The sequence below is a fragment of the Luteibacter sp. TLI7-4A genome (genome assembly GCF_056754745.1).
Genome location: NZ_JBPGWO010000001.1, coordinates 1,421,378 through 1,444,177 on the forward strand (window position 1 = coordinate 1,421,378; position 22,800 = coordinate 1,444,177).

Annotated in this window: 14 protein-coding genes and 1 tRNA gene; 1 reads left to right on the forward strand and 14 read right to left on the reverse strand. The window is 64.6% G+C overall.

Annotated features, from left to right (window positions below):
* Positions 1–117: 117 nt before the first annotated feature.
* The 10 genes from ACR9Y6_RS06265 to ACR9Y6_RS06310 form a co-directional block, all read right to left on the reverse strand.
* A complete protein-coding gene (locus ACR9Y6_RS06265; protein WP_481280521.1) occupies positions 118–726 on the reverse strand; it encodes a hypothetical protein in 609 nt (202 codons plus the stop codon).
* 34 nt (positions 727–760) lie between these two features.
* A complete protein-coding gene (locus ACR9Y6_RS06270) occupies positions 761–2,647 on the reverse strand; it encodes a UvrD-helicase domain-containing protein (RefSeq protein WP_481280522.1) in 1,887 nt (628 codons plus the stop codon).
* Positions 2,644–4,911, reverse strand: a complete 2,268-nt coding sequence (locus ACR9Y6_RS06275) for an ATP-dependent nuclease (RefSeq protein WP_481280523.1) — start codon at positions 4,909–4,911, stop codon at positions 2,644–2,646. Before ACR9Y6_RS06275 ends, ACR9Y6_RS06270 begins: the two co-directional genes overlap by 4 nt.
* Positions 4,912–5,304: 393 nt before the next feature.
* Positions 5,305–5,394: transfer RNA gene (locus tag ACR9Y6_RS06280), tRNA-Ser, on the reverse strand.
* An 11-nt stretch (positions 5,395–5,405) separates the two neighbouring features.
* Positions 5,406–6,686 carry a serine--tRNA ligase gene (serS, locus tag ACR9Y6_RS06285; protein ID WP_481280524.1) on the reverse strand — a complete coding sequence of 427 codons (1,281 nt, stop codon included), beginning with the start codon at positions 6,684–6,686 and terminating at the stop codon, positions 5,406–5,408.
* An 85-nt stretch (positions 6,687–6,771) separates the two neighbouring features.
* Entirely contained in the window at positions 6,772–8,163 is a 1,392-nt protein-coding gene (locus tag ACR9Y6_RS06290) for a hypothetical protein (protein ID WP_481280525.1), read from the reverse strand.
* Between the two features lie 278 nt (positions 8,164–8,441).
* Entirely contained in the window at positions 8,442–9,032 is a 591-nt protein-coding gene (locus ACR9Y6_RS06295) for a hypothetical protein (protein WP_481280526.1), read from the reverse strand.
* Between the two features lie 161 nt (positions 9,033–9,193).
* Complete coding sequence (locus tag ACR9Y6_RS06300; protein WP_481280527.1) at positions 9,194–10,525, reverse strand: replication-associated recombination protein A; 1,332 nt, start codon at positions 10,523–10,525, stop codon at positions 9,194–9,196.
* A 64-nt stretch (positions 10,526–10,589) separates the two neighbouring features.
* Positions 10,590–11,942, reverse strand: coding sequence for a DUF3999 family protein (locus tag ACR9Y6_RS06305; RefSeq protein ID WP_481280528.1), 1,353 nt, complete (start codon positions 11,940–11,942; stop codon positions 10,590–10,592).
* The gene (locus tag ACR9Y6_RS06310; RefSeq protein WP_481280529.1) at positions 11,932–14,736 is read right to left on the reverse strand and encodes a DUF2339 domain-containing protein; all 2,805 of its coding nucleotides are present in this window, start codon (positions 14,734–14,736) and stop codon (positions 11,932–11,934) included. The genes ACR9Y6_RS06305 and ACR9Y6_RS06310 overlap by 11 nt, the downstream gene beginning before the upstream one ends.
* 400 nt (positions 14,737–15,136) lie before the next feature.
* Here ACR9Y6_RS06310 and ACR9Y6_RS06315 point away from each other — a divergent pair, with 400 nt between their 5' ends.
* Entirely contained in the window at positions 15,137–18,163 is a 3,027-nt protein-coding gene (locus ACR9Y6_RS06315) for a sensor histidine kinase (protein WP_481280530.1), read from the forward strand.
* On the opposite strand, the gene lolA is transcribed toward ACR9Y6_RS06315, so the two are convergent.
* From lolA to ACR9Y6_RS06335, 4 genes are read right to left on the reverse strand one after another with little or no spacing between them, the layout of a single operon-like run.
* The gene (gene lolA / locus ACR9Y6_RS06320) at positions 18,156–18,803 is read right to left on the reverse strand and encodes an outer membrane lipoprotein periplasmic chaperone LolA (protein ID WP_481280531.1); all 648 of its coding nucleotides are present in this window, start codon (positions 18,801–18,803) and stop codon (positions 18,156–18,158) included. The genes ACR9Y6_RS06315 and lolA overlap by 8 nt on opposite strands.
* Before the next feature lie 31 nt (positions 18,804–18,834).
* Positions 18,835–19,263, reverse strand: coding sequence for a hypothetical protein (locus ACR9Y6_RS06325; protein WP_481280532.1), 429 nt, complete (start codon positions 19,261–19,263; stop codon positions 18,835–18,837).
* 6 nt (positions 19,264–19,269) lie between these two features.
* Entirely contained in the window at positions 19,270–21,615 is a 2,346-nt protein-coding gene (locus tag ACR9Y6_RS06330; RefSeq protein WP_481280533.1) for a DNA translocase FtsK, read from the reverse strand.
* A 31-nt stretch (positions 21,616–21,646) separates the two neighbouring features.
* Positions 21,647–22,711, reverse strand: coding sequence for an alanine dehydrogenase (locus ACR9Y6_RS06335; RefSeq protein WP_481280534.1), 1,065 nt, complete (start codon positions 22,709–22,711; stop codon positions 21,647–21,649).
* Positions 22,712–22,800 lie beyond the last annotated feature (89 nt).

A 22,800-nucleotide genomic window follows, 5' to 3' on the forward strand; every position in this document is an offset into this window, starting at 1 on the left:
AGAGAACTGCGTCATTGATAAAGTTCATGGGCTCCACCGGAGGCAGCAGGTCAGCCTGGACGACGTAATCGCGGTCGGCCCAGCATTCTCGGCCTGCCGTGCCGGCCTAAACTAGACTCAGCTTCGCTTTACGCCATCAGTCTCGCACTGACCGAGTGCCTCCCGCGCAACGACGTTCAATGATGATCCGATCACCTGGATGAGAGCCCGCGATTTTTCGCTCAGTGAAACGGTCACCTCGAAACGAGTGTCGGCCTCCTCACTCCAAATGCGTACTCCGATGACAGCACCCTCACGCGCTAGCTTGTCAAAGGCTTTGAGGACATCTCGACAATCCTCTTGCGCCCCAGACGATTCCTCACTCGGGGCGCTGTTAAGCGAGCACAGCAGGTCCTCAATATCCTCCGAGTCTTTCCTGAATGTCGCCTCATCGTCCTGACGGCTCCAGATTACGAGAGTGTAAATTCTGTCGTAGTTCCTATGTCCATCGAACTTTAAAAGAATCTCGACATCTTCGCGGCGCGTCAATGCGCAAGCGACACCGACCAACGCGGATGCTCGTTTCCATTTTGCCGACTCGTCACTTTCTCGGCCGTCCGACATGTTCATGCGTGGTCCTCTAAATTTTAGCGCGTGCGTTACCGGAGTACCACGGACAGTGCCCATCCCGAACAACCGACGATCGACACGATTCTCTTCGATAAAAGGACACTCATCTGCGTTCATTGCTCACCTTCCTTTTGTATAAAGAACGAGACGCTCAGGCCAAACCGTCGATGTCTTCCGGTCTATGAATGGCATCCGCAGGGAAGATGTTTGTTCTCTCGATGGCGGCACGAGCTTGATCAACGTCTGGCACGAACATCACGACGGCCAGGTCCTTGACTGCTCGCGAGCAACATACGTAGAAAAGCCGGCGCGTGCGATCCAGCACCGACTCCACATCCGCTGCAATGTTTTCTTCATCCTTGTCCGATAGCGGCACAAAGCCGAAGTATTTCCCGTAGGAAAAGTGACTGTGAGCCCCTTCTTCGTCATCCAGAACGACCAGCACCCGCTCAAATTGAGCCCCTTTGACACCCTGCTGCGTGGCGAAAGGCGATTCTTCTTCGATGTATCTGCGATACCCCCACAGCTCAGTGGCATCACACGCAAGGAAGGCAATCACGTGCTCGAATTCGCTGCTTCCGTCATCCACCTGATCAGGTACCAGGAAGGCACTAAACCGCTCATCGAGTCGCACCATCTCTCTGTCGCGAATGAGCGTCAACACCTCTCGTATCGACGCGCTCGAGTCGTCCCGAAGAAGAGCCACAAGCGCTTCCACGCTCTCCTGGAGTCGACGAAGGACGTCATGAATCGCTTGATGCTGGACCCGATCCGCTTCGAGCAGCGGGCACGTCGATCTCAAGAGACTCATGATCTTGAACTGATCGCCCGCACGCGCGGCCATCACCAGCGGCAGCACAAACTGCATTAGCGGACGAAGTGGCCAGGCCGTGCCGTCTTCCAAGCCATCCTTCAGGCTCGCAGGCGCTTTGTCATGAAGTGCCGCATAAATGTTCGAGAAGCCCAGCCGCGCGGCCGCCATCCGGTGGACCAGGACCAACAGCCGGACGTCCGCTTCGACGTTATCGCTCAACCATAACGGATCGGTCGTCGCGTTTCTCAGCCACTGTCGCACGGCTTGCAGACGGGCCGTCCGATGTTGATCGGCCGGGAGCACAAACATATGCGCTGATCCGGCAACCGGCTGCAATACACCGTCGACCTCGATGGCCCGCCCCCGTGTCTGCTCAAGGCCATCGCCCGCCGCCCGGATCGTGTTCACCACACGAAGTACCGATGTCGGACACCGGAAGTTCTCCGGCTTGGTGATATCACGCCAACTGGGTTCGAGCGCGATCGCTCCGGCGCCCGTCGTATAAATCTTCTGCATCGGATCGCCAAAAAAACCGACGCACAGCCGCGCCTGTTCCAACGCTATACACCGAAGCGCTTCCACCACCGTGGGATTCGTATCCTGGCTCTCGTCGACGAAGATATAGGGGAAGCGGCTGGCGACGATCTGGCGCAGTAATGGGTGCGCTGCGATCAGCGCTGGCCCGAGCTTCAAAACATCGTCATGCCCCAGTACACCTTCGGCATAGTTGCTGCCCGTGCCGTAGGTGAATCGCTCCACATGCGCAACGCTTGCGATTTCGCCCTGGAGCTCCGCGATTTCCTGAACGAGTCGCTCCCGTGTTCTCGCGTGCGTCCTCGGCTTGTCGCGATGCGCTTCCTTCTCCACGATCTTCTCGCGAATACGGTCGACCACCCAGAGCTTGATATCGGGCTGAAAGCTACGAACGAGCGACCACAAAAAGCTGTGGATGGTCGAGACGTGAAACAACGCCGCGTTGCCCACGTCTCCCGAAATTTCGGCCACAGCGACTTCCGTGTACGTGATACAGGCGATCTGCTGATCTGCCCGACGAAGCATGGAGCCGCGGGATATAGCAAGATGCTGAAGTGCTTTGACGAGCGACGTCGTCTTGCCCGATCCGGCGCCCGCCACCATGACAAAGGATCGTGCAGGCTGCTCATCAAGGCATTCGCGAACCTGTATATCGGCCGGCGTGTCAGGCGATCCAATGCGACTGGTCATGGCGCCTCGCCTGCGCCCATCTGCTGCGCTTCATGCACATCGGGAGCAGCGACCTCGTTCTCCAACCAGGCGAGCCCTTCGACAATGTAGGCCGGTACCGTCCAGGCGTCCGGTTCATGAGCCAACAAACCTAGCGCAAAGTCCGTCTTATTAAAGCTGTCGCCCTTGACACGCTTGTGGACGCGCTCCGCCAGTGAGCGCAAATCCTTTTCCGCCGCTCGCGGAATGCGTAACCCTAGATCCCGGCGCGCCGTCGCCTGACACCAGACGAGATTCTCAAGCGCGAAGGCCTCTTCCAATGTCCTGCCGGTCAACGCCAGAGTTTCCTCGCCCCAGGTCACTTGAGTACGACACTGATAGGCAACACGGACCAACGCCGTTCCATCACCCATCCTTGCCTGTATCTTGTCATCCGGTGTCGCAGCGAACAGATCTGCAATGGTTCGACGTCGGGGCAACCATTGGATCAGTGTCTGATTGGATGTGACGGCACCTGCATGCTCCGGAAGGCACGCCTTTCCGGGCTTCTCAGCAACCTCGTCCTCACCCTCGCCATCCGCGTCGTCTTGCTCTAGCTGAGGGTCTGCGTCATCGGCAGCCGCGGGTTCCGCCTCGACCGGATCACCAGCCGGAATTTCATGTGCCGGCGGGCCAAAAACGCTATCAAGATCAGTGATGATCAAGGTCGTAAGACCCAGGAAGTCGATCAGCGACTTGAACCGATGACCGAATGCGCCGCCAATTTCAAGAATACTGAGATACGTGGATTGAAGCTTCGGCGCTGCGATCTTGATCATCTGGGGAAGCAGCAGTCGCTCGACATTGCCTTCAACAAGAACTGCAGCGTCAGCGAAGAAAAGATCGCAATGCGTGAGCTTGAGATAGCGCTCCAGGAAGTTTCTATCTCCCTCGCCTGTTTGCTCGTAAAACGTCGATAGATTTAGCACTTCTGATCGATGACCACTCTTATTCCGACGGAAATATCGAATCGGCCGGAAGCCTCGCTCATACAGGATGTGCGAGGAGTGAGTCGTAACCACAACCTGGCTGCTGTAATGCTGACGGTCCTCACCCCGGAGCTGGAGGATATCAAGCACCTTCCTGATAAAGGCCTGCTGGAGTTGGGCATGCAGATGCGCTTCGGGTTCTTCGATAAAAACCAGATGCAGCGGTGGCCGACTGTCGTCGATCGCAAGCCATTGGGCATGCAGATCGAGCAGCTCCACGACCATGAAGATCAGGTTCTTGAAACCCAACCCGTTATAGTGATCGGGAAGCGTCGGAGGATCGATCCCTTCCTCTTCCGAATCACCCAGCGCATAGTGAACGCGTGCGCCCCGCTCGCTCATGATCGCAGCCGGGTCTAGCGCAGACCGGATCATCAGGCGAGGGTTGGTGAGGCCGGGGTAGCCAAGTGTGGCGAGACTTCTGAGCGTCGGCTCGAAGACGCGCTCAAGGTGGTCGTTGAGCATCGCTTCCGAATTAGCGAGGGCGCTGAGCACATCCAGATCGTCTGCCTTGTGCTCAAGGTTACGTTCGTAAAAGCGGCTCAGAACCCGGGAAAGATCTTCGGCGCGCGCGCCGCCGGGGCTGTCGGACAGGTGCCGTTGTGCATGAAGGAAGTCAACCCGAATCAGCGAGTTCAATATCTCGCGACCGCTGCGGTTTTCGCTGGGCATCAGGGCAACCGGCGCATAGTCCACGTTGGCAACCATATCTGCATCAAAGCGCGCCGGGTCGAGCACGTAGTACCGAAGCTCGTATTCGTTGTTGAGTTCGTCGCGGAGAAAGTCCTGCAAATTCTTGGGCGCCGGATCGAAAGCAGCCGGCTTCCCGTCTGCAGGCGCTACCGCCGCCAGCGCTCGCGCTCTTGCCTCCGTGTACTTTGCTCTCGTCGCTTCGGGATCGATCGGCACGTATGCAATACGCATTCCCACGAGCGTTCCCTGCCATGCCAAGCTTGGCAGGAGATCGATCACGCGATGAACATCGGTCTCGTCGATATGCAGCCAGATATCGATCGACATGGTAGGCAGTGAGGCAGCGGCGTCGCCCTCTCCAAAAGCAACGAACTGCGGCCATAGGTCGGCGCTGAAATCATGAAGAGAGAACTTGCCTTTGCCCGTAAAAAGCTGAAGGGCATGGCCAGCCGATGTCTTCCCGCTATTGTTTGCGCCAACGAAAATCGAGATATCCGATGCGAGATCGATGACGACATCGCGCAGCCGGCGAAAATTCCTGATGCAGAGCTTCTTAAGATGCATGCTGCCCCCGCGGTCCTTGGCTTGGCTTCGTATTTGTGACTGCTCTATCAGGCGTATGCCACGAACACAGGTGCATCGAATTCGTCACCTTCGAACCCGATGCGCTGCCCGCCCTCAGTGGTGCGCTTATGTGATGACATTGTACGGCGAGGGAACCGCGTCGCAGGAGCAAACATTAACTGGCGAGACGCGCGCCCTCTACTGATGGCATCTCTGGTCTCGAAATCGGCCACGACTTACCTGCTTCGCATGGGCCCGATATAGCTGCCCCATTCCGATAGCGGCAGTTTGTTGGCTAGTCAGTTCGAATCATGCTTCGAACTTCGAACTGCCGTAATGCCTTGATTTTTCGTCAGTTTGCTTGTTCTAACAAGTCGAGTTTGGCGGACTGTCTGGCGGAGAGAGTGGGATTCGAACCCACGGTAGGCTTACACCTACGGCAGTTTTCAAGACTGCTGCCTTAAACCACTCGGCCATCTCTCCATAAACTTTTATCAGGCGATCACTTCCAATCCCGCCATATACGGCCGCAGCACCTCGGGCACCTCGATCGACCCGTCCGGCTGCTGGAAATTCTCCATCACCGCGACAAGTGTACGACCAACCGCCAGCCCGGAGCCATTGAGCGTGTGCACCAGCTCCGGCTTGCCCGTCGCCGGGTTGCGCCAGCGGGCCTGCATGCGCCGGGCCTGGAAGTCGGTGCAGTTGGAGCAGCTGCTGATTTCGCGGTAGGTGTTCTGGCTGGGCAGCCACACTTCAAGGTCGTAGGTCTTGGCGGCGGCGAAACCCATGTCGCCTGTGCACAGCTGCACCTTGCGGTACGGCAGCTTCAGCGCCTGGAGCACGGCCTCGGCATGGCCGACCATCTCTTCCAACTGCGCGAAGCTGGTCTCGGCCGTGGCGATCTGCACCATTTCCACCTTCTCGAACTGGTGCTGGCGGATCATGCCGCGCGTGTCGCGGCCGTAGCTGCCGGCCTCGGCGCGGAAGCACATCGAGTGTGCCGTCATGCGCAGGGGCAGTTCGTCGGCTTCGACGATGCTTTCGCGCACTAGGTTGGTCAGGGCCACTTCGGCGGTGGGAATCAGGTAGCGCTTGGTGTCGCCCACCTGGGTGCCGAACAGGTCTTCCTCGAACTTGGGCAGCTGGCTGGTGCCTTCCATCGCATCCGCGTTCACGATCAGCGGCACGTTGTGTTCGAGGTAGCCGTGCTTCGTCGTGTGCAGGTCGAGCATGAACTGCGCGAGCGCGCGATGCAGGTGCGCGAGCTGTCCGCGCAGCACGGTGAAGCGTGCGCCGGAGAGCTTCGAGCCGGCTTCGGCGTCGAGCCAGCCGTGACGTGCGCCGAGGTCGACGTGGTCCTTCACCGGGAAGTCGAACGGACGCGGGTGACCCCAACGCAGCAGTTCCAGGTTGTCGTTCTCGTCCTTGCCGAAGGGCACGGACTCGTCGGGCAGGTTCGGAATGCCGAGGGCGATGTCGGCGAGCTTGGCTTGCACTTCGGCCAGGGCGTGCTCGTTGGCCTTGAGCTTGTCGCCGATGCCGGCGACCTCGGCCATGAGCGGGGCCACGTCCTCGCCCTTCGCCTTGGCCTGGCCGATGGCCTTGGAACGGGTGTTACGCAGGTTCTGCAGCTCCTGAGTCTCCGTGGAGAGCGCCTTGCGCTCGGACTCCAGGCGCTCGATCGTGCTCACGTCGAGGTCGAAGGTCCGGGCGGCGCGGAGGCGCTCCGCCGTCTCGGCGAGGCGGCCGCGCAGGAGTGCGGGATCCAGCATTGGTCTAAATTCCGTGGGGCCAAGGCTTAGATTATCGCTGGCGCGGCGTCCGTGTCGCAAACCCCGGCGCCACGCCAGCCATCAGTCACCTAGCGTAGAGCCGCACCGTTGCATCCGGCTTCAGCCCGTCAACGGAGCTACTGCAGTCCGGGGTGCGGAAATATTCGAAGTAATACGAGATGTTACGGACGATCCAGCTTGCCTGTGGCGTTCCGTTCGCGGACACGCAAGACCATAGTTTTCGCTGACTGCCCGGCAGAGTCACATACACCTGGTAAGCCAAGTAGTTAGCAACTGGGGCAAATGTGAGATTGGCTTGCACGGTGCAGGTGGCCGAACTCGTAGCCCCGCAAGTCACATCGGAGAACGCCATCAGGCCGGGTGCGCTCGGCTCTTGGGAGAACTTCGAGACAATAGATCCCACCGCCGAAAGTTGGTTAACCGTATTGAGGTCAGCCACGGCAGAGTCAGATACATTGGCGTCGCATCCGGTACATGGAGGCGTTCGAGTCAAAGGCCACTGCGTTACGGCGAATAGGTTGAATGAAGGATGTTCGCTCAAGAAGCGTGCAATCTGGGTGGCTGTAGATGCGTCATTGTGATACGTCTCGACCAGCATGATTGGCTTCGTTCGTTCCGACACCGGTAATGAATTCCAGATATTGGTTAGCCCGGCGTACACGTCGCCGTAGGCTGTAAACGCGTAGCGGGATGGCAACTGTGCGCCATAACTGGCCATACCGCCCGATATCCTGTCCGGAACAGCAATTGCTGAAAACCCGACGGTGTCAGCCTTTCCGAATACCAAGGTGTAATCCGACCATAGCCTTTGCATGAACTGCAGATTCTGGCCCGCGTTGTAACCAGCTGACTCGCCTCCAAGATCGTAGATGGCACCCGTCACACTACCCGCCAGCTCCTGATCAACCGTCAGATGTACTTTGACGATAAAATTCCAAGAATGTGAGTAAGCGACCTCGTCCCAACTTGACCAACCTGCAGCGCCATCGGTAAAGCGGATAACCACGTTGCGGAAACCCAGATTCACGATACGCCGGAGCAGCCCACGAAGATTCGCTTCGTGAGTCGGATGAAGCGTACCGAGGCTATCGTCAATTAGTTCGCCCCAAACCCAGTCGTCAGGAAATCCGTTGTAACAAGAACCATTCGCGGCACATACCGAAAGATCCTTCATCCCAAACTGCAGGACCACATAATCCATGCCCGAAGCACGCATGTTGGCCAATTGCGTATCGGAAAGTGAGGGGTTGATGTTGTACAAGCCGATGGGTGTTTTGAAATTGCGTCCCGGGCTGTACCAATTGTTGGAGCTAGACCAAGGGAGATTACCGGAATAACTTCCTAAATCGTAAACAAAATAGACAACACCTTGGCCGCCTACCCCACTCGCCATTGCGGCAGACGAGATAATCGCAACTAGTAAGCTAAGTAACACTGCGACGAATCGACACTTCACGTGAACCCTCCTGGTTGAGATCGCACAATGCCAACAACCGACTAAGGGTGCGTGCAATGCATCGATCCGTCGTCAGCATGAGCCGGACACGTTGCGAACATCCCCTGTGGCATTGTCAGTCTAGCCTGCCCGATCGCCCATTCGGGTCGACAGACTGCGGCCTCCCGCATGAGACGGGAGTGCAGGCAAGGCATGGCAGGACAAGAAGCCGTGAATCGTTAACTCTCGTCCGCAGGGTTGCGAGCCTGTGCGACAAAGAATTAGCGCCTCCGTCGGGATCAAGCCATCGGCTTGATCCCCGCACCCCGCCCCCTGCGGCCCAGCCACCATCCCGCCGCCGCGCCGGCGATCAGCCAGCCGAAGGCCTGCTCGACGAGCGTTCCCGCGGTGAAGGCACCCGGGAAGCGGTACCAGTTCCAGTACGGCACGCTCAGCGACAGCCAGCTGAAGACGCCGAAGGCCAGGCCGATGTAAAGCCCGCGCACCACGCCGGTACCCGCCCGGATCAGAACCAGCACCAGGACCAGCGCCGCCAGGGTGTCCGAGAGCCACTGGTGGAACAGGTTGCCGCCCATTGCCATGGGGTCCTTCCCATAGGGCGAATAAACGATGAAGGCATACGGCGAGGCCTTGGCCTTTGCCGAGAACGCGGCGACGGCCTTGTCATCGCCATGCTTGGCCATGTCGTAGTGCGGGAGGACGTAAATGCCGTGTTCGGCGGGCAGGCCGTCATGCAGGGCGGAGAGCACCTTGTCCTCGTCCAGCGGCGCGCGCATGGACATCTCGCCCAGTGGCAGCACCATGTGCGCGAAGGCGCCCCAGAGGAACATCACGAGGCCGCCGATCAGGGTTGCGATGGCGATGCGCATGGCCGTTCTCCGCGGTGGGTGTGGGCCGAGGGTACGTCGGCCCAGCCACCGGGAGTATCGGCCTTTTGGCAGGGGGTACGGTAGCCGCGACACCCCACCCGCCCTATCGGGCAAATCCTGATTTTTCGGAGCTTGCTTGCGGGCTGGCGCCGGAGCCTCGCTCAGCCCTTCTGGCCCCGTGCCGCGGCACGGGCGGCACGCAGCGCGGTGAGTTTCTCGCGCAGCTTCACTTCCAGTCCACGGTCGACCGGATCGTAGAAGGTCATGCCGACCAGTTCGTCGGGCAGGCATTGCTGGTCGAGCGCGACGCCGCCTTCCACGTCGTGGTCGTACTGGTAGCCGGTGCCGTAGCCCAGGCCTTTCATGAGCTTGGTCGGCGCGTTGCGCAGGTGCATGGGCACGTCGAGGCTGCCCATCTGCTTCACCGTGGCGCGGGCCTTGTTATAGGCCATGTACGCGGCGTTGCTCTTGGGCGAGATGGCCAGCCAGATGGCGAGCTGGGCGAGGCCGAGTTCGCCTTCCGGGCTGCCCAGGCGCTCGAAGGTATCCCAGGCGTCGAGGGCCATGCGCCAGGCGCGCGGCTCGGCCAGGCCCACGTCCTCCACCGCCATGCGCGTCATGCGGCGGGCGAGGTAGAGCGGGTCGCAGCCGCCGTCGAGCATGCGCGTGAGCCAGTACACGGCGGCGTCCGGATCGGACGAGCGCACGGATTTGTGCAGCGCCGAGATCTGGTCGTAGAACTGCTCGCCGCTTTTGTCGAAGCGGCGCGTGCGATCGGCCAGCACCTGTTCCAGGGTGGTGTCGTCGATGCGCCCGTTTTCGGCCAGTTCGGCGGCGATTTCCAGCAGCGTGAGCGCGCGGCGCACGTCGCCATCGGCGGCGCTGGCGATGAGCTTCAACGAGGCTTCGTCCACGCTCAGGCCGAGGTCGCCCAGGCCGCGTTCCTTGTCCGCGAGCGCGCGATGCAAGGCGGCGACGATGTCGTCCGCGCTCACCGCATCCAGCACGTGCACGCGGCAGCGCGAGAGCAATGCGGAGTTGAGTTCGAACGAGGGGTTTTCCGTGGTGGCGCCGACGAAGATGATCACGCCGCGTTCGATATGCGGCAGGAAGGCGTCCTGTTGCGCCTTGTTGAAGCGGTGCACCTCGTCCACGAACAGCACGGTGCGACGGCCTTGCGCGAAGTTGCCCTCAGCCTCGGCCAGCGCCTTGCGCACGTCCGGCAGCCCGCTCATCACCGCGGAAATCGCGCGGAAGTCGGCGTCGGCGTAGCGCGCCACCAGCAGGGCCAGCGTGGTCTTGCCGCAGCCCGGCGGCCCCCACAGGATCATCGAATGCACCCTGCCCGCTTCCAGCGCGCGGCGCAGCGGCTTGTCCTCGCCCACCACTCGCTGCTGGCCGACGATCTCGTCGAGCGCACGCGGACGCATGCGCTCGGCCAGTGGTTTCAGGGCTTCGGGTTCGGCGAAGAGGCCGGGAGACTGGAAGGACATGGGAATCGACGCGGACAGTGAACGGGCATTATCGCGCGTTCCCCGTGCACGGCGCCTCAATGGCTCATTCGTCGCCGGGCCGGGGTTTGCGCAGCAGGCTCGCGGCCATGCCCGCCACCAGCGCGGCGCCGAGCAGGAGCACCACCCAGAGCAAGGGGCGCGTCCAGTCGAACGGTGCCCCGCTATCGTCCAGCGCCTTGCGGCCCGCCAGTTCCTGGCCGGGCCCCGTCGTGGCGGTGGCGGGCCGCCAGGCGGCACCGCCGTCCTTGCGCAGGGCCGCGATGGCGTCGTCGATCGGCCAGGCGGGACGGCGCGCGGCACGGCTGCCGACCAGCAGGCGATACGGCGCGTCGCCTTCGGGCAGGAAGACGAAACGGTCCGGACGCCAGCCCACAGAGAGGCGTGGCGATTCGCGCAGCGGCGTCGCCGAATGCAGGCGCAGGAGTTCACGGCGGCCACGCGATACCTCCAGCGGATGGCGGCCACCGCCATCCTGTCCCGGTGTGACGACGAGGGTGCCGAGTTGCTCGGCGCTCATCGTCCCTTCCACGGCGATCGCATCGAAACGGGCCACGTTGTCGCTCTTGCCGAGCGTCACGCGCAAGGCGCTCACCGGCAGGGCCGCGGGCAGGCGATAGTCGTAATCGACGCCCTGCCCGCTCGTGCTCGTGTCGGTGGCGGCAAGGTCCAGCCAGCGGCGTGGCGCTTCATCCTTCGCCGAGGCATCTTCCACCGTGCCGGACAGCGTCACCGTGGCGACGGCACCGTTCGTCCAGGGCGCGTCGCCACCGGTCACGCGTACGCGGTAGTAACGCGCCGGAGCGCCGGTGAGTTTCACCACGCGCGCATCCACCGCGCCGTCGCCCTTGCCCAGGGTCACCACGGAGGCGCTGCGTACCAGCGGCGTCCAGTCCTGCAGGTTGCCGCTGGCGTCGATATCCAGGGTGAGACTGGCGTCGCGGTCGAAGGACGCGAATTCCAGGCGTTCGGGCGCGACGGGTTGGCGGGCGTCGAACAGCCAGTCACGGGGTGCGCCACTGGCGGGAGCGGCGCCGGGTTCGATGACGATGTCGCCGTTGGTGCTTCGCTGGATGCGTGGCCCGGCGATGCCACCCGCGCTTTGCGGCACGGCGAGCAAGGGCGCATCGAGTGTGACGGGATGCGAGGTCGGCGCGGCGGGCGCGTACGGACCGGTGGCCACCTGGCGGCCGTGTGCGTCGACGATCACGACATCGGCCAACCCGGCATCGCGGCTGGCCCAGGCATACGCATCCTGCGGCAACTCCACGACGTACGCCTTCGCGCCGGGTTCGTGCTGGATCGGATAAGCCATCGCGAACGGCAGTGGCGCATCGGCGTGCGCCGCCGTCACGACGAAGGACAAGACGAAGAAACAGCGACGCCAGTCACGACGCATGCGAAGACTCCGCGGAAGAGGCCGCACCCTGCCGTGGCGGCGCGGGCGCGAGATAACCGATGACCGTGCACAACAGGCCATAGGCGATGAACGAGGCGATGCCGAACAGGTTGCCGAGGTGACCCCGGTCGACCAGCAGCAACTTCAACAGCACCAGCGCCATGGTCGCGGCGCCGGCCATCCAGAGCAGGCGTTGCCCGCGCTTCGATCCGAGCACCCAGGCCACCACGCCGATCACGCTCCAGACGACGGTGAGCGAAAGCTCCGCGAGGCTGGAGCCCGGCATGTCGCCGTTCCACGGCACGCCGCCGAGGTGGTGCACGGCGCGCAGCGTCATGCTGGTGGCCACGATGAAGAACACTACGGCGAGCACGGCCGGACGCGTCGCGCGTACCTCGCGCGGGATCGCCTCGTCGGAAATCGCCCGCGCCACGAAAAGCAGCACCGCCACCAGCAGCAGGTCCACCGGGTTGAGCACGGGCACGAAGGGCAAGGGTTTCGGGTTGCCGGCCGTGCCGAGTGCCGCGATGCCCACCGCGATCATCGCCAGCGCCGCGCAGATGCCGACCGCGTAGCGGATGTCGCGTGCATGTCCGGACAAGGGCGAGGCCAGCCAGCGCACGGCCCACAACACCAGCGCCGCCAGCGACAAGGTCGGCAGCGCGGCGGCGAGCAAGCGCCAGCCTTCGCCGAGTGCCGGCGCCGCGTCGAGCGCGAGCACGATCGCCACGGTGAAGATCGCCGCCCAGCGCACCCACCACACGGTGGCCGAGGCCACGGCGGCGACGCGATGCGAGGCGACGCCGCGCAAGGCGAACCAGCCCGTGATGGCCATGACGACCACGGCGCCCAGCGGCCAACGAGCCAGCGGCTGGATGTTCGCGTTGGCCGCGGACAGCACCACCACCAGGCCCCCCGACAGGAACAGGGGCACGCCGAAGGCCAACACCACGCCGAGGTCGAGCTTGCGTGCACGCGGGCATGCCAACCCCAGCAAGCACGCGGTCATCGATGACAAGGCCAGCCAGCAGGCGGATTCGATCCCGGCATCGATCACGAAGGTGTCGATCTCGTTGGCGAAGCCCACCAGCCACCAGAGCACCGCCCATACGAGCAAGCCGATGCGCGCGAGCCCCGACACGCCGCGCGACATGCCATGCCGGTCGAACTGCCAGACACCCACGCTCGCGCCGATCACCAGCAGCAGGCTGCCGATGAAGGCCGCGTTGAGCAGCGGCGTGTCGTTGTAGTGATGATGGAAGAGCGAGGCCAGCACCCACGCCACGCCGGCGGCCAGTTGCAGAAACACACCCGCCCAGCGCGGCAGGCGTCGCGCCTGGCGGAAGCCCAGCCAGATCAGGCCCGCGCCTTCCAGGGCGAACACGCTTGCCGTCACGCTCGCGCTCAGGGCCAGCGGCACGGCGATGGTGGCGAAGGCTACCGCGAGCACGGCCCAGGTCTCGCGCAACAACGCCATGTCGTCGCGCTTGCGAATGGCGAAGGCGATGGCCACGTAGATCGCCGCCGCGGCCAGCGCCGAGAGCGCCAGCGGCATCGGCTTCCAGTCGAGCAGCGCGCCTTGCAGCAACAGGCTGACGATCGGGTTGCCGAACATCAGGCAGCCGTCGAGGATGGCCCGGTCGCGCTTCGGCGAACGCAGCACGTGCAACCACGGCACGGCCAGGTAAAGCAGGAAATGCAGGAGGAGGAACGGTTCGGTGCTGGCGAACAGTGCCGGCTGGTAACTCAGGACACCCCACGTGGTGGCCACGCCGAAGGTGGCGATGAAACCCAGCACGTTGAGTACCCGCCACGCGCGTTTCCACGCGATGCCGAGGATACCGAGGTTGAGCACCGCGTAGTACGAGAACAGGGCGACGTGGTTGCCTTCGCCGGTCGACGCGATGATCGGCGCGGCGAAGCCGGCGACGAGACCGAGCACGGCGAGTGCGAGGGCGTCTTGCAATACCGCCAGCACACCGAGCGCGCCGACGAAGACGATCAGCAAGGCGAAGGTCCAGCCGGCGGGAAGCAAGCCGTAGAGGCGGTAGGCGGCGAAGACGGTCATCACCAGCACGCCGATGGCACCGCCTTGCAGCGAGAGCGCGAAGGCGCGGCGCTTGTCGCGTTGCCACCAGCCGAAGGCGGCACCGGCGATGGCCGCGAGCGCGACGACGATCAGGCGTACCGATACGGGGATGCGCAGCAAGCCATTATCGGAGGCGTATTTGAGGAAGGCGGCGATACCGGCGAAGAGCACCAGCATGCCGACCTTCACCGGCACATTGCCTTCGGTGAACCAGCCTTTGATGGCGGTGGTGAGGCGGTCGGCGATGGTGGGGCCGGTGGGGGCTGGCGGTTGGGAAGGTGGCGGTGGGCGGGTATCGCCGACAGGATCGGCTCCCACCGAGGCTGCCGCGGCCGCGGATGCCGGGGTTGATGGGGTTGATGGGGTTGATGGGGGCCAGGCGGTGGGCGACCAGGAGGATGAGGATGCGCCTTCGCGCGCGGGGCGTTGCTCTGCCGTTCCCTGCGGGATGGGCGGGGGCGTGCTGCGGGCGGGTGGCGTGGACTTGGCCGCAGTAGCGGTAGCGTCTGGCGTATCCGCTACCCGTGCCGGGTCGGTGCCGGGCGCAAGGCGGTCGAGTTGCGCGCGGGCGTGGTCGAGGTCGCGGCGCAGTTGCGAGGTGCGGCCCCAGAGGAACCCGATGGCGAATCCGGCCACGCCACCGGCGACGCCTTCCCCCACGAAGGCGCCGATGACCGCCCCGACGATAGCCCAGACCAGATACATGCCCTTGCTCCCCTGACCACTTCCGATGTTCCGGAGTGAGTCTGGCATGAAACCGCAAGAATGTAGGAGGCGGCTTCGCCGCATCGCCGACAAGTCGGCTCCCACAGAAAGCGCGAGCGTCGCCGACAAGTGGGCTCCCGTCAAAAGCAGGAGCATCGCCGATAGGGTCGGCTCCCACCAAAGCGGGGGAGACTGGGCAGGGTGCGGCTGACTGGTGGGAGCCGACTTGTCGGCGATGCTCTTGCCCTGGTGGGAGCCGACTTGTCGGCGATGCTCTTGCCCTGGTGGGAGCCGACTTGTCGGCGATGCTCTTGCCCTGGTGGGAGCCGACCCTGTCGGCGATACCGGTTACTCTGAGCCCACCCGACAACGCCGCCACGCCATACCGCCCTCGCCCTGCATGACCTTCCGCACCCCCAACGCCCGCCATCTCATGCTCCTGCTGGCGGCGTTGTTCGCATGGCTCCCGCCGGTCCACGCCACGGACCCCACGCGTACGCTGGGCCAGCTCCATCACATCGCACTGCGTGCGGAAGAAGGCGCACCGGCCAGCATCGTGTCGATGGCGCAGACCGAGGATGGCTGGCTCTGGCTCAGCACGCGCATGGGCCTGTTCCGTTACGACGGCTTCACCTTCGAGAAGATCCCCCTCCAGCCACCGTCGAGCAACGAGAGCGAGGCCACCTGGACGATCTACGCCGCGCCCGGCGGCGATCTCTGGGTCGCCGGGGCGAACGGTGGCGTGGCGCGCGTGCGCGATGGCAAGGCCACGCTCTATGGCACCGCCGACGGCCTGCCCGACCATGTCGCCATCAACGAGTTCGCGACCGATGGCGACGGTGGCCTGTGGGCCGCCACCGAGGTCGGCATCTACCGCCTCGACGGCTCCCGCTGGAAGGAAGTGTCGTCCGAGTGGGGCATCCCCCGCGAAGTCGACATGTTCATGGAGGACGCGCGTGGCAACCTCTGGGCCGGCACGGAGCGGAACCTCTACGTGCTGCGCAAGGGAGCGCGCCGCTTCGAGGACAGCGGGATACGCAGCGGTTCGGCCAGTCACCTGATGCTGCATCCCGACGGCAGCCTCTGGCAGCGGACCGGCGCAGGTTTCCGTCCCTTGCCCGGCGAATGGGGCAAGCCCTTTCCCCATCCGCGTCCACGCCGGGCGAACAGCACCACCACGGCCTTCGACCGCGACGGCAACCTCTGGACGGTGGCCTGCGCGGTGAACCTCTGCCGCATGGCCGCGAAGGACGTCGGCAACTCCACCACCGGCGACGCCAGCGAACCGGCGATGCAAACCTTCAGCGAAGACCTCGGCATGACGTCGCAGGCCACGATGACGCTGATGGAGGACCGCGACGGGCATGTATGGATCAGCACGAAGATGGGCCTGGATACCTTCCGCGACACGTGGCTCTCGCGCGTCCGCTTTCCGAAGCCCGAGGTGTACTTCGCCCTGGTCGAGGACGGCCACGGACACGTCTGGACGGGCACGGCGGCACGCACCGTCTATCCCGACCTGTTGTGGAAGCTCACGCCCGACCCGGTCGCGGTGCCGGGTTTCGACGGCGCGATCAACAGCGCTTACCGCGACACGGACGGGTCGCTCTGGTTCGGTGGCAGCGGAACGCTGTGGCATAAGCGCGAGGGGAAGATCGACACCGTCGACCTTCCCGGCGATGCGGCTGAGCGAAGAACGATCGTGCAGGCCATGGCGCGCGACGGCATGGGCCGCCTGTGGATCTCGTTGCGGCTTCGCGGCGTGTACGTGCGCAACGCCGACGGCTGGCTGCCCGCGTCCACCATCGCGCCCTTCCCCGCCCTCGCACCCTCCGTCATCCACGTGGACCCCGCGGGGAAACCGTGGTTCGGCTACCTCGACGGCACGGTGGCCACGCTCGACGGCGACACGCTACGACGTTTCGACGCCGCCACCGGCATGGAACAAGGACCGGTGACCGCTATCGCCAGCATCGGCGACCGCCTCGTCGTGGGATCGGAACATGGCCTGTCGTTCTTCGACGGCGAGCGTTTCCAGCGCCTCTCCGCGCAACCGGCGGATCGATTCAATTCGATCACCGGCATCGTCCGCAGCAAGGAAGGCTGCGTCTGGGCCTACGGCATCGCCGGCGTGATCCGTTTCACTCCGCAGGCGTGGGATGCCGCGCTGAAGCAGCCGAAGGTTCCCGTCGAAGTCCAGCTGCTGACGATGGAGGACGGTCTCGCCGGGCCGGCACAGCTGGTGCGGCCGTTGCCGACCGCGCTCGCGGCCAGCGACGGACGCCTGTGGTTCGCCGGCTCGCAAGGCCTCGCCTGGCTCGACCCTTCGGTACCGCCTTCCCCGCTCCTCCCGCCGCCGGTCGTCATCAAGTCGGTGGCCTCCGGTGCCACGACCTTCCGGCCCGGCGACGTCGTGCGACTGCACGACACCCGCGACTTGAGCGTGATGTACACGGCACTGGCTCCCGGGCGTCCGCGCGGCCTGTCGTTCCGTTACAAGCTCGAAGGCGCCGATGGCGCCGTGCAAGATGCCGGTAACCGGCACGAGGCGCTGTACACCGACCTGGCGCCGGGCCGGTACAGCTTCTGGGCCGAGGCGTCCTATGACGGCCTGCACTGGAGCCGGTCGACACCTTTCGCGGTGACGGTGACGCCGCGCCTCGTCGAGCGCACGCCATTCAAGGTGTTCTGCCTGCTTGTCGCGGCAGGACTGGTGTGGCTCGCCCACCGCTGGCGCGTGGGCCTGCTGACGCAACGGTTGCGCCTGCGTCTCGACGAACGCCACGGCGAGCGCGAGCGCATCGCGCGTGAACTGCACGACACGCTGTTGCAAGGCGTACAGGGCCTCATCCTCAAGTTCCAGGCCTTCGTCGACGGCCTGTCGAAGGAGGACACGGCGCGCGCCACGCTGGAGCACACCATCGATCGCGCCGAGGCGCTGCTGGTCGAAGGACGCGACCGGGTGAAGGGGCTACGCAGCCACGCTTCCGAGGAAGGCTCGCTCGAAGACCGCATCGCCAGCCTGGCCGACGACGATGTCGGCATCCCCGTGTACTTCGGCGTGCAGTACGGCAGCCGGCGGCGCCCGGTCAATCCCGTGGTGATCGACGAGGTCTACAGCATCGTGCGAGAGGCCGTGATCAACGCCATGCAGCACAGCCACGCGCAGTCCATCCGCATCATGATGGAGCATGCGCGACAGTCGTTGAAGGTATGGGTGAGCGACGACGGCGACGGCTTCGCGGCGATGCCGGATACGCACGAAGGCGGAGACGGCCACTTCGGCCTGGTGGGCATGCGCGAACGTGCGCGACGCATGGGCGGCAAGCTGAAGGTGCAATCGGCGCCACAGCGCGGAACGCTCGTGACGGTGAGCATCCCGGCGCGGGTGGCGTACGCCGGTAACGGACGCCCGGGGCCTACTTGACCGGCTGGGTCTGCAATACCGGCGCGTCGCCGATCACGTCGGTGCCTTGCGGCGGCACGAAGTTGAACGTATCCGCCGGCAAGGCCGCGTTACGCTGCCAACCGGCGAACTGGATCGTCGTGGTGTTGCCCAGCTGGTCCTTGAACACCATGCGTGCCAGGCCGCCGGCGTCGAAACCCAGGTCCGCGTAGTCGAACTGCGGGTCCTTCCCCGTGGACTGCAGGCGCAGCCACTGCAGGCCATCCTGCTCGCCCTTCTCGGTCACCTTGAAGTCCTTGTCCATCTGCGACAGGTCGGTCAGCACGGTGAGCGGGCTTTGCGCTTCCTCGCTGCTCTGCTTGCGCACCGTGACCTGTTCGAGGTCCGGGTCGTACAGCCATACGCGGCTGCCGTCGGCGACGATCGTCTGCTTGTATGGCGCGGTGGTTTCCCAGCGGAACTGGCGCGGTGACTGCAAGGCCATGGTGCCCGTGCTGGTCTTGCCCGGATCGCCGTTGGCGTTGGCCATGGTCTGGCTGAAACGCCCGGTCAGCGAGTGCATGCCCTTGGCGAAGGCATCCAGGCGTTCGCGCGCGGGGCCGGCGGCGAAGGTCGGCAGGCTGAGGAGGGACAGCGTCGCGGCGAGCAGCAGGCGTTTCATGGCGTGGTTTCCGTGGGTGGCGGCGCGATTGTCAGCGATCGGTTTCGAACAGCGACTTAAGCATGTCGATGGCCTCGCCCGGAGTGATCTCCCCGGCCTCCATCTTCTCGCTGATATCGGCGATGGCCTTGCCGTCGCGATGCCAGAACGGCGCATCGCGGGTGGCCGTGTGCACCGGGCGGGCCTCCTGGCCCAGCACGGCGATCTCGGCGATCTCCGGCTGCTCGGCGAAGATGACTTCCAGGGCGTCGTCCACCCCGGCGGTATGGCCTTGCGGGTAGTCGCGGGTGACGAAGCAGGCGCGGCCGTCGTCGCCACGCAGTTCCAGCCCGGGGATGGACGGGTTGAGTTCGAAGATGCCCTCGACCTCGTCCAGCACCTCGGCCGTGGGCACGAGGTCGCCGGTGACGAGCAGGCCCCAGGGGCGCTGGCGAAGCGCGCCCGGCTTGATGGCGTTCATGCGGAATCAGTCCTTCGGAGGCGGCGGTGCGAGCACTTCACGGTTGCCGTTGTGCTGCGGCGCGCTGACGATGCCGTCCTGCTCCATCTGTTCGACGAGGCGGGCGGCGCGGTTGTAGCCGATGCGCAGGTGGCGCTGCACGCCGGAGATCGAGGCGCGTCGCGTTTCGGTGACCACGCGCACCGCGCGGTCGTAGAGGGCGTTGTCGCTGTCGCTGTCACCCTCCGCGTCCTGCGGCAGGCCGGAGTCGTTGATGATCTTGCCGTCGGAGGTCGACTGCACTTCCTCGAGCACGCCGTCGATGTAGTTCGGCGTGCCCTGCGCGCGCAGCCATTCCACCACGTTGTGCACCTCGTGGTCGTCCACGAAGGCGCCGTGCACGCGTTCCGGCGTGGCCGTGCCCGGCGGCAGGTAGAGCATGTCGCCGTGGCCCAGCAGGGCTTCCGCGCCGGACTGGTCGAGGATGGTGCGCGAATCGATCTTCGAGGACACCTGGAAGGCGATGCGCGTGGGAATGTTCGCCTTGATCAGGCCGGTGATGACGTCGACCGAGGGACGCTGCGTGGCGAGGATCAGGTGCACGCCCGCCGCGCGCGCCTTCTGCGCCAGGCGTGCGATCAGTTCCTCGACCTTCTTGCCGACGATCATCATCATGTCGGCGAATTCGTCGATGATGATGACGATGTGCGGCAGCGGCTGCAGCGGTTCGGCCACCATGCCGGGCATGTCCGGGTTGGCGCGGAACAGCGGATCGAGCAGCGGCTGGCCGCTGTTCTCGGCGTCCTTCACCTTCTTGTTGAAACCGCCGAGGTTGCGCACGCCGACCGCGGCCATGAGCTTGTAGCGGCGCTCCATCTCGGCGACGCACCAGCGCAGCGCGTTGGCCGCTTCCTTCATATCGGTGACGACCGGCGCCAACAGGTGCGGGATACCCTCGTAGACCGAGAGTTCCAGCATCTTCGGATCGATCATGATCATCCGGACGTCCTTGGGGCTGGACTTGTACAGCAAGCTCAGCACCATGGCGTTCACCGCCACCGACTTGCCCGAACCGGTGGTACCGGCCACGAGCAGGTGGGGCATCTTGGCCAGGTCGGTGACCACGGCCTTGCCGCCGATGTCCTTGCCCAGGGCCAGCGCCAGTGGCGACTTCACCTGGTCGTAGCGTTCCGAACGCAGGATCTCGGACAGGTAGACGATCTGTTTCTTGGTGTTCGGGATTTCCAGGCCGATGACGTTCTTGCCCGGGATGACGTCGACCACGCGCACGCTGACCACGGAAAGGCCGCGCGCGATGTCCTTGTCGAGGCTGGAGACCTGGCTGCCGCGCACGCCGGCGGCGGGCTCCAGTTCGAAACGGGTGATGACCGGGCCGGGATACACCCCGACCACGCGGGCGTCGACGCGGAAATCCTTGAGTTTCAGCTCCACCTGGCGCGAGAGCACCTCGAGGGTTTCCTCGGAGTAGCCTGGGCCCTGCGGCGGCGCTTCGTCCAGCAGCGACAGCGGCGGGATCTCGCCGTCCATCGATGCGCCGGTGAACAGCGGAATCTGGTTCTCCCGGGTGGCGCGCTCGCTCTTGACCACCATCGGCGTCGGCGTCTCGATGCGCACGGGCTCGCGCCTGGCCTGCTTCACCGCGTCGGCCTTCTTGACCACCTCGCGCTCGGCACGGGCCGAACGCGCGGCCATCACGTCGGGCGCGCGGCGCAGCTTGCCGCCGAACCAGCCGGCGACACGCATGACGATCTCGCCGGTGCTGTCCATCACCCGGAACCACGACAAGCCGGTGGCGAGGGTCACGGCGATGAGGCACACCGCCAGCAGCAGCAAGGGCGCGCCCTTGTCGCCGAAGGCGTTGTGCAGGCCATGTCCCACCCACTTGCCGACGATGCCGCCGGGGCCTTCCGGCAGCACGGTGGCGTCCACGTTGAGATAGACCAGCGCGGGCGCGGTGATGAAGAAGAAGACGAAGCCGATGAGCCGCAGCGACGGCTCCCAGGGCTGCACGTTGCGCTCGCCGCGATGGCGGATCACCTGGATACCCAGCGCGAGGAGCAGCAACGGAAAACCGTACGAGACCAGGCCGAAGATGTACCTGAGCAGGTTGGCGATGTTCGCTCCGACCGCGCCACCGAAATTGGTGGCGCGGTCGGCGACGCCCATATGGCCCCAGCTCGGGTCCTGGTCGTTGTAGCTGAGCAGGCAGACGAGAAGGTAAAGGGCGAGCGGGACCAGGAGCAGTGCCCCGGCTTCGCGCAGGCGGCGCTTGAGCTCGTCGCTCAAGCCCTCCCGCTGGGCCTTGACCTGCGCCTTGGCCTGCTTCTTTACGACTTTCGCGCTACGCGCCACTAACCAACGACCTCGCTCCCGGTGTCCGGCATCATGCCACGCCCTGGAGGGCGGGGTGCACGATCTTGCCGTTCTCGATGTTGATGCCCGCGGCCAGCGGGGCGTAGTCGCGCCAGCCGTTGCCGGCGGCCAGGCGCTGCACGTACGGCAGGATGGCGGCCGAGATGGCGGTGGACGAGGTCTGCGGCACGGCGCCCGGCATGTTGGTCACGCAGAAGTGCGTCACGCCGTGGACGTCGTAGGTGGGCTCCTTCCAGGTGGTCGGACGCGAGGTCTCGAAGCAGCCGCCCTGGTCGATCGAGATGTCGACGAGCACCGAGCCCTTCTCCATCGTCTTGACCATGTCCTCGGTGACCACGCGCGGCGCCTTGGCGCTGGGAATCAGCACGGCGCCAACGACGATGTCGGCATGGCGCACTTCCTCGGCCACCGACGACTCGTAGGCGTACAGGGCGGTGACGTTCGGGCCCAGGGCCATCATCTCGGCCATGCGGTCCGGACGCTTGTCGAACACGACCACGTTGGCGCCCGCCGAGGCGGCCAGCGCCGCGGCGTTGCCGCCGGCCGCGCCCGCGCCCAGCACCACGACCTTGCCGCGCGGCGTGGAAGCCATGCCGCCCAGCAGCTTGCCCTTGCCGCCGTTGGGCTGGTGCAGGAGCGTGGTGCCGATCTGGGTGGCGATGCGGCCGGCGATGACCGACATCGGCAGCAGCAGCGGCAGCGCGCCGTTCTCGTCCACGGACTCGAAGGCGACGCCGGTCAGGCCGATGTCCAGCAGGCTGCGGGTGAGCGCCGGCTCGGCGGCCAGGTGCAGGTAGCAGAACAGCAGGTGGTGCTTCTTCAGCAGCTTGAGGTCGCCCTCGATCGGTTCCTTGACCTTGACGATCAGCTCGCCCTTCTCATAGACGGCGGCGGCGTCGGGCAGCACGGTGACGCCCAGCGCGGCGTAGTCGGCATCGGCGTAGCCGCTCTTGCTGCCGGCACCGGCCTGGATGAATACCTCGTGGCCGCGACGGACGAGGTCGGCGGCGGCGGCGGGAATGAGGGCCACGCGGCCTTCGAGGGTCTTGGTTTCGGAGGGGATACCGATGCGCATCGTATGGAGGATCCTGAATGAGCTGACTAAAGTCGGACAGAATAAGCAAATGTCTTGAATCGCACCCCCGTGTTCCCCATTCTTCCGGG

Excerpts from the sequence above, each read along its gene's own strand:
- ACR9Y6_RS06265 (WP_481280521.1), bottom strand. The coding sequence starts at position 726 with ATGAACGCAGATGAGTGTCCTTTTATCGAAGAGAATCGTGTCGATCGT.
- ACR9Y6_RS06270 (WP_481280522.1), bottom strand. The coding sequence starts at position 2,647 with ATGACCAGTCGCATTGGATCGCCTGACACGCCGGCCGATATACAGGTT.
- ACR9Y6_RS06275 (WP_481280523.1), bottom strand. The coding sequence starts at position 4,911 with ATGCATCTTAAGAAGCTCTGCATCAGGAATTTTCGCCGGCTGCGCGAT.
- serS (WP_481280524.1), bottom strand. The coding sequence starts at position 6,686 with ATGCTGGATCCCGCACTCCTGCGCGGCCGCCTCGCCGAGACGGCGGAG.
- ACR9Y6_RS06295 (WP_481280526.1), bottom strand. The coding sequence starts at position 9,032 with ATGCGCATCGCCATCGCAACCCTGATCGGCGGCCTCGTGATGTTCCTC.
- ACR9Y6_RS06300 (WP_481280527.1), bottom strand. The coding sequence starts at position 10,525 with ATGTCCTTCCAGTCTCCCGGCCTCTTCGCCGAACCCGAAGCCCTGAAA.
- ACR9Y6_RS06305 (WP_481280528.1), bottom strand. The coding sequence starts at position 11,942 with ATGCGTCGTGACTGGCGTCGCTGTTTCTTCGTCTTGTCCTTCGTCGTG.
- ACR9Y6_RS06310 (WP_481280529.1), bottom strand. The coding sequence starts at position 14,736 with ATGTATCTGGTCTGGGCTATCGTCGGGGCGGTCATCGGCGCCTTCGTG.
- ACR9Y6_RS06315 (WP_481280530.1), top strand. The coding sequence starts at position 15,137 with ATGACCTTCCGCACCCCCAACGCCCGCCATCTCATGCTCCTGCTGGCG.
- lolA (WP_481280531.1), bottom strand. The coding sequence starts at position 18,803 with ATGAAACGCCTGCTGCTCGCCGCGACGCTGTCCCTCCTCAGCCTGCCG.
- ACR9Y6_RS06325 (WP_481280532.1), bottom strand. The coding sequence starts at position 19,263 with ATGAACGCCATCAAGCCGGGCGCGCTTCGCCAGCGCCCCTGGGGCCTG.
- ACR9Y6_RS06335 (WP_481280534.1), bottom strand. The coding sequence starts at position 22,711 with ATGCGCATCGGTATCCCCTCCGAAACCAAGACCCTCGAAGGCCGCGTG.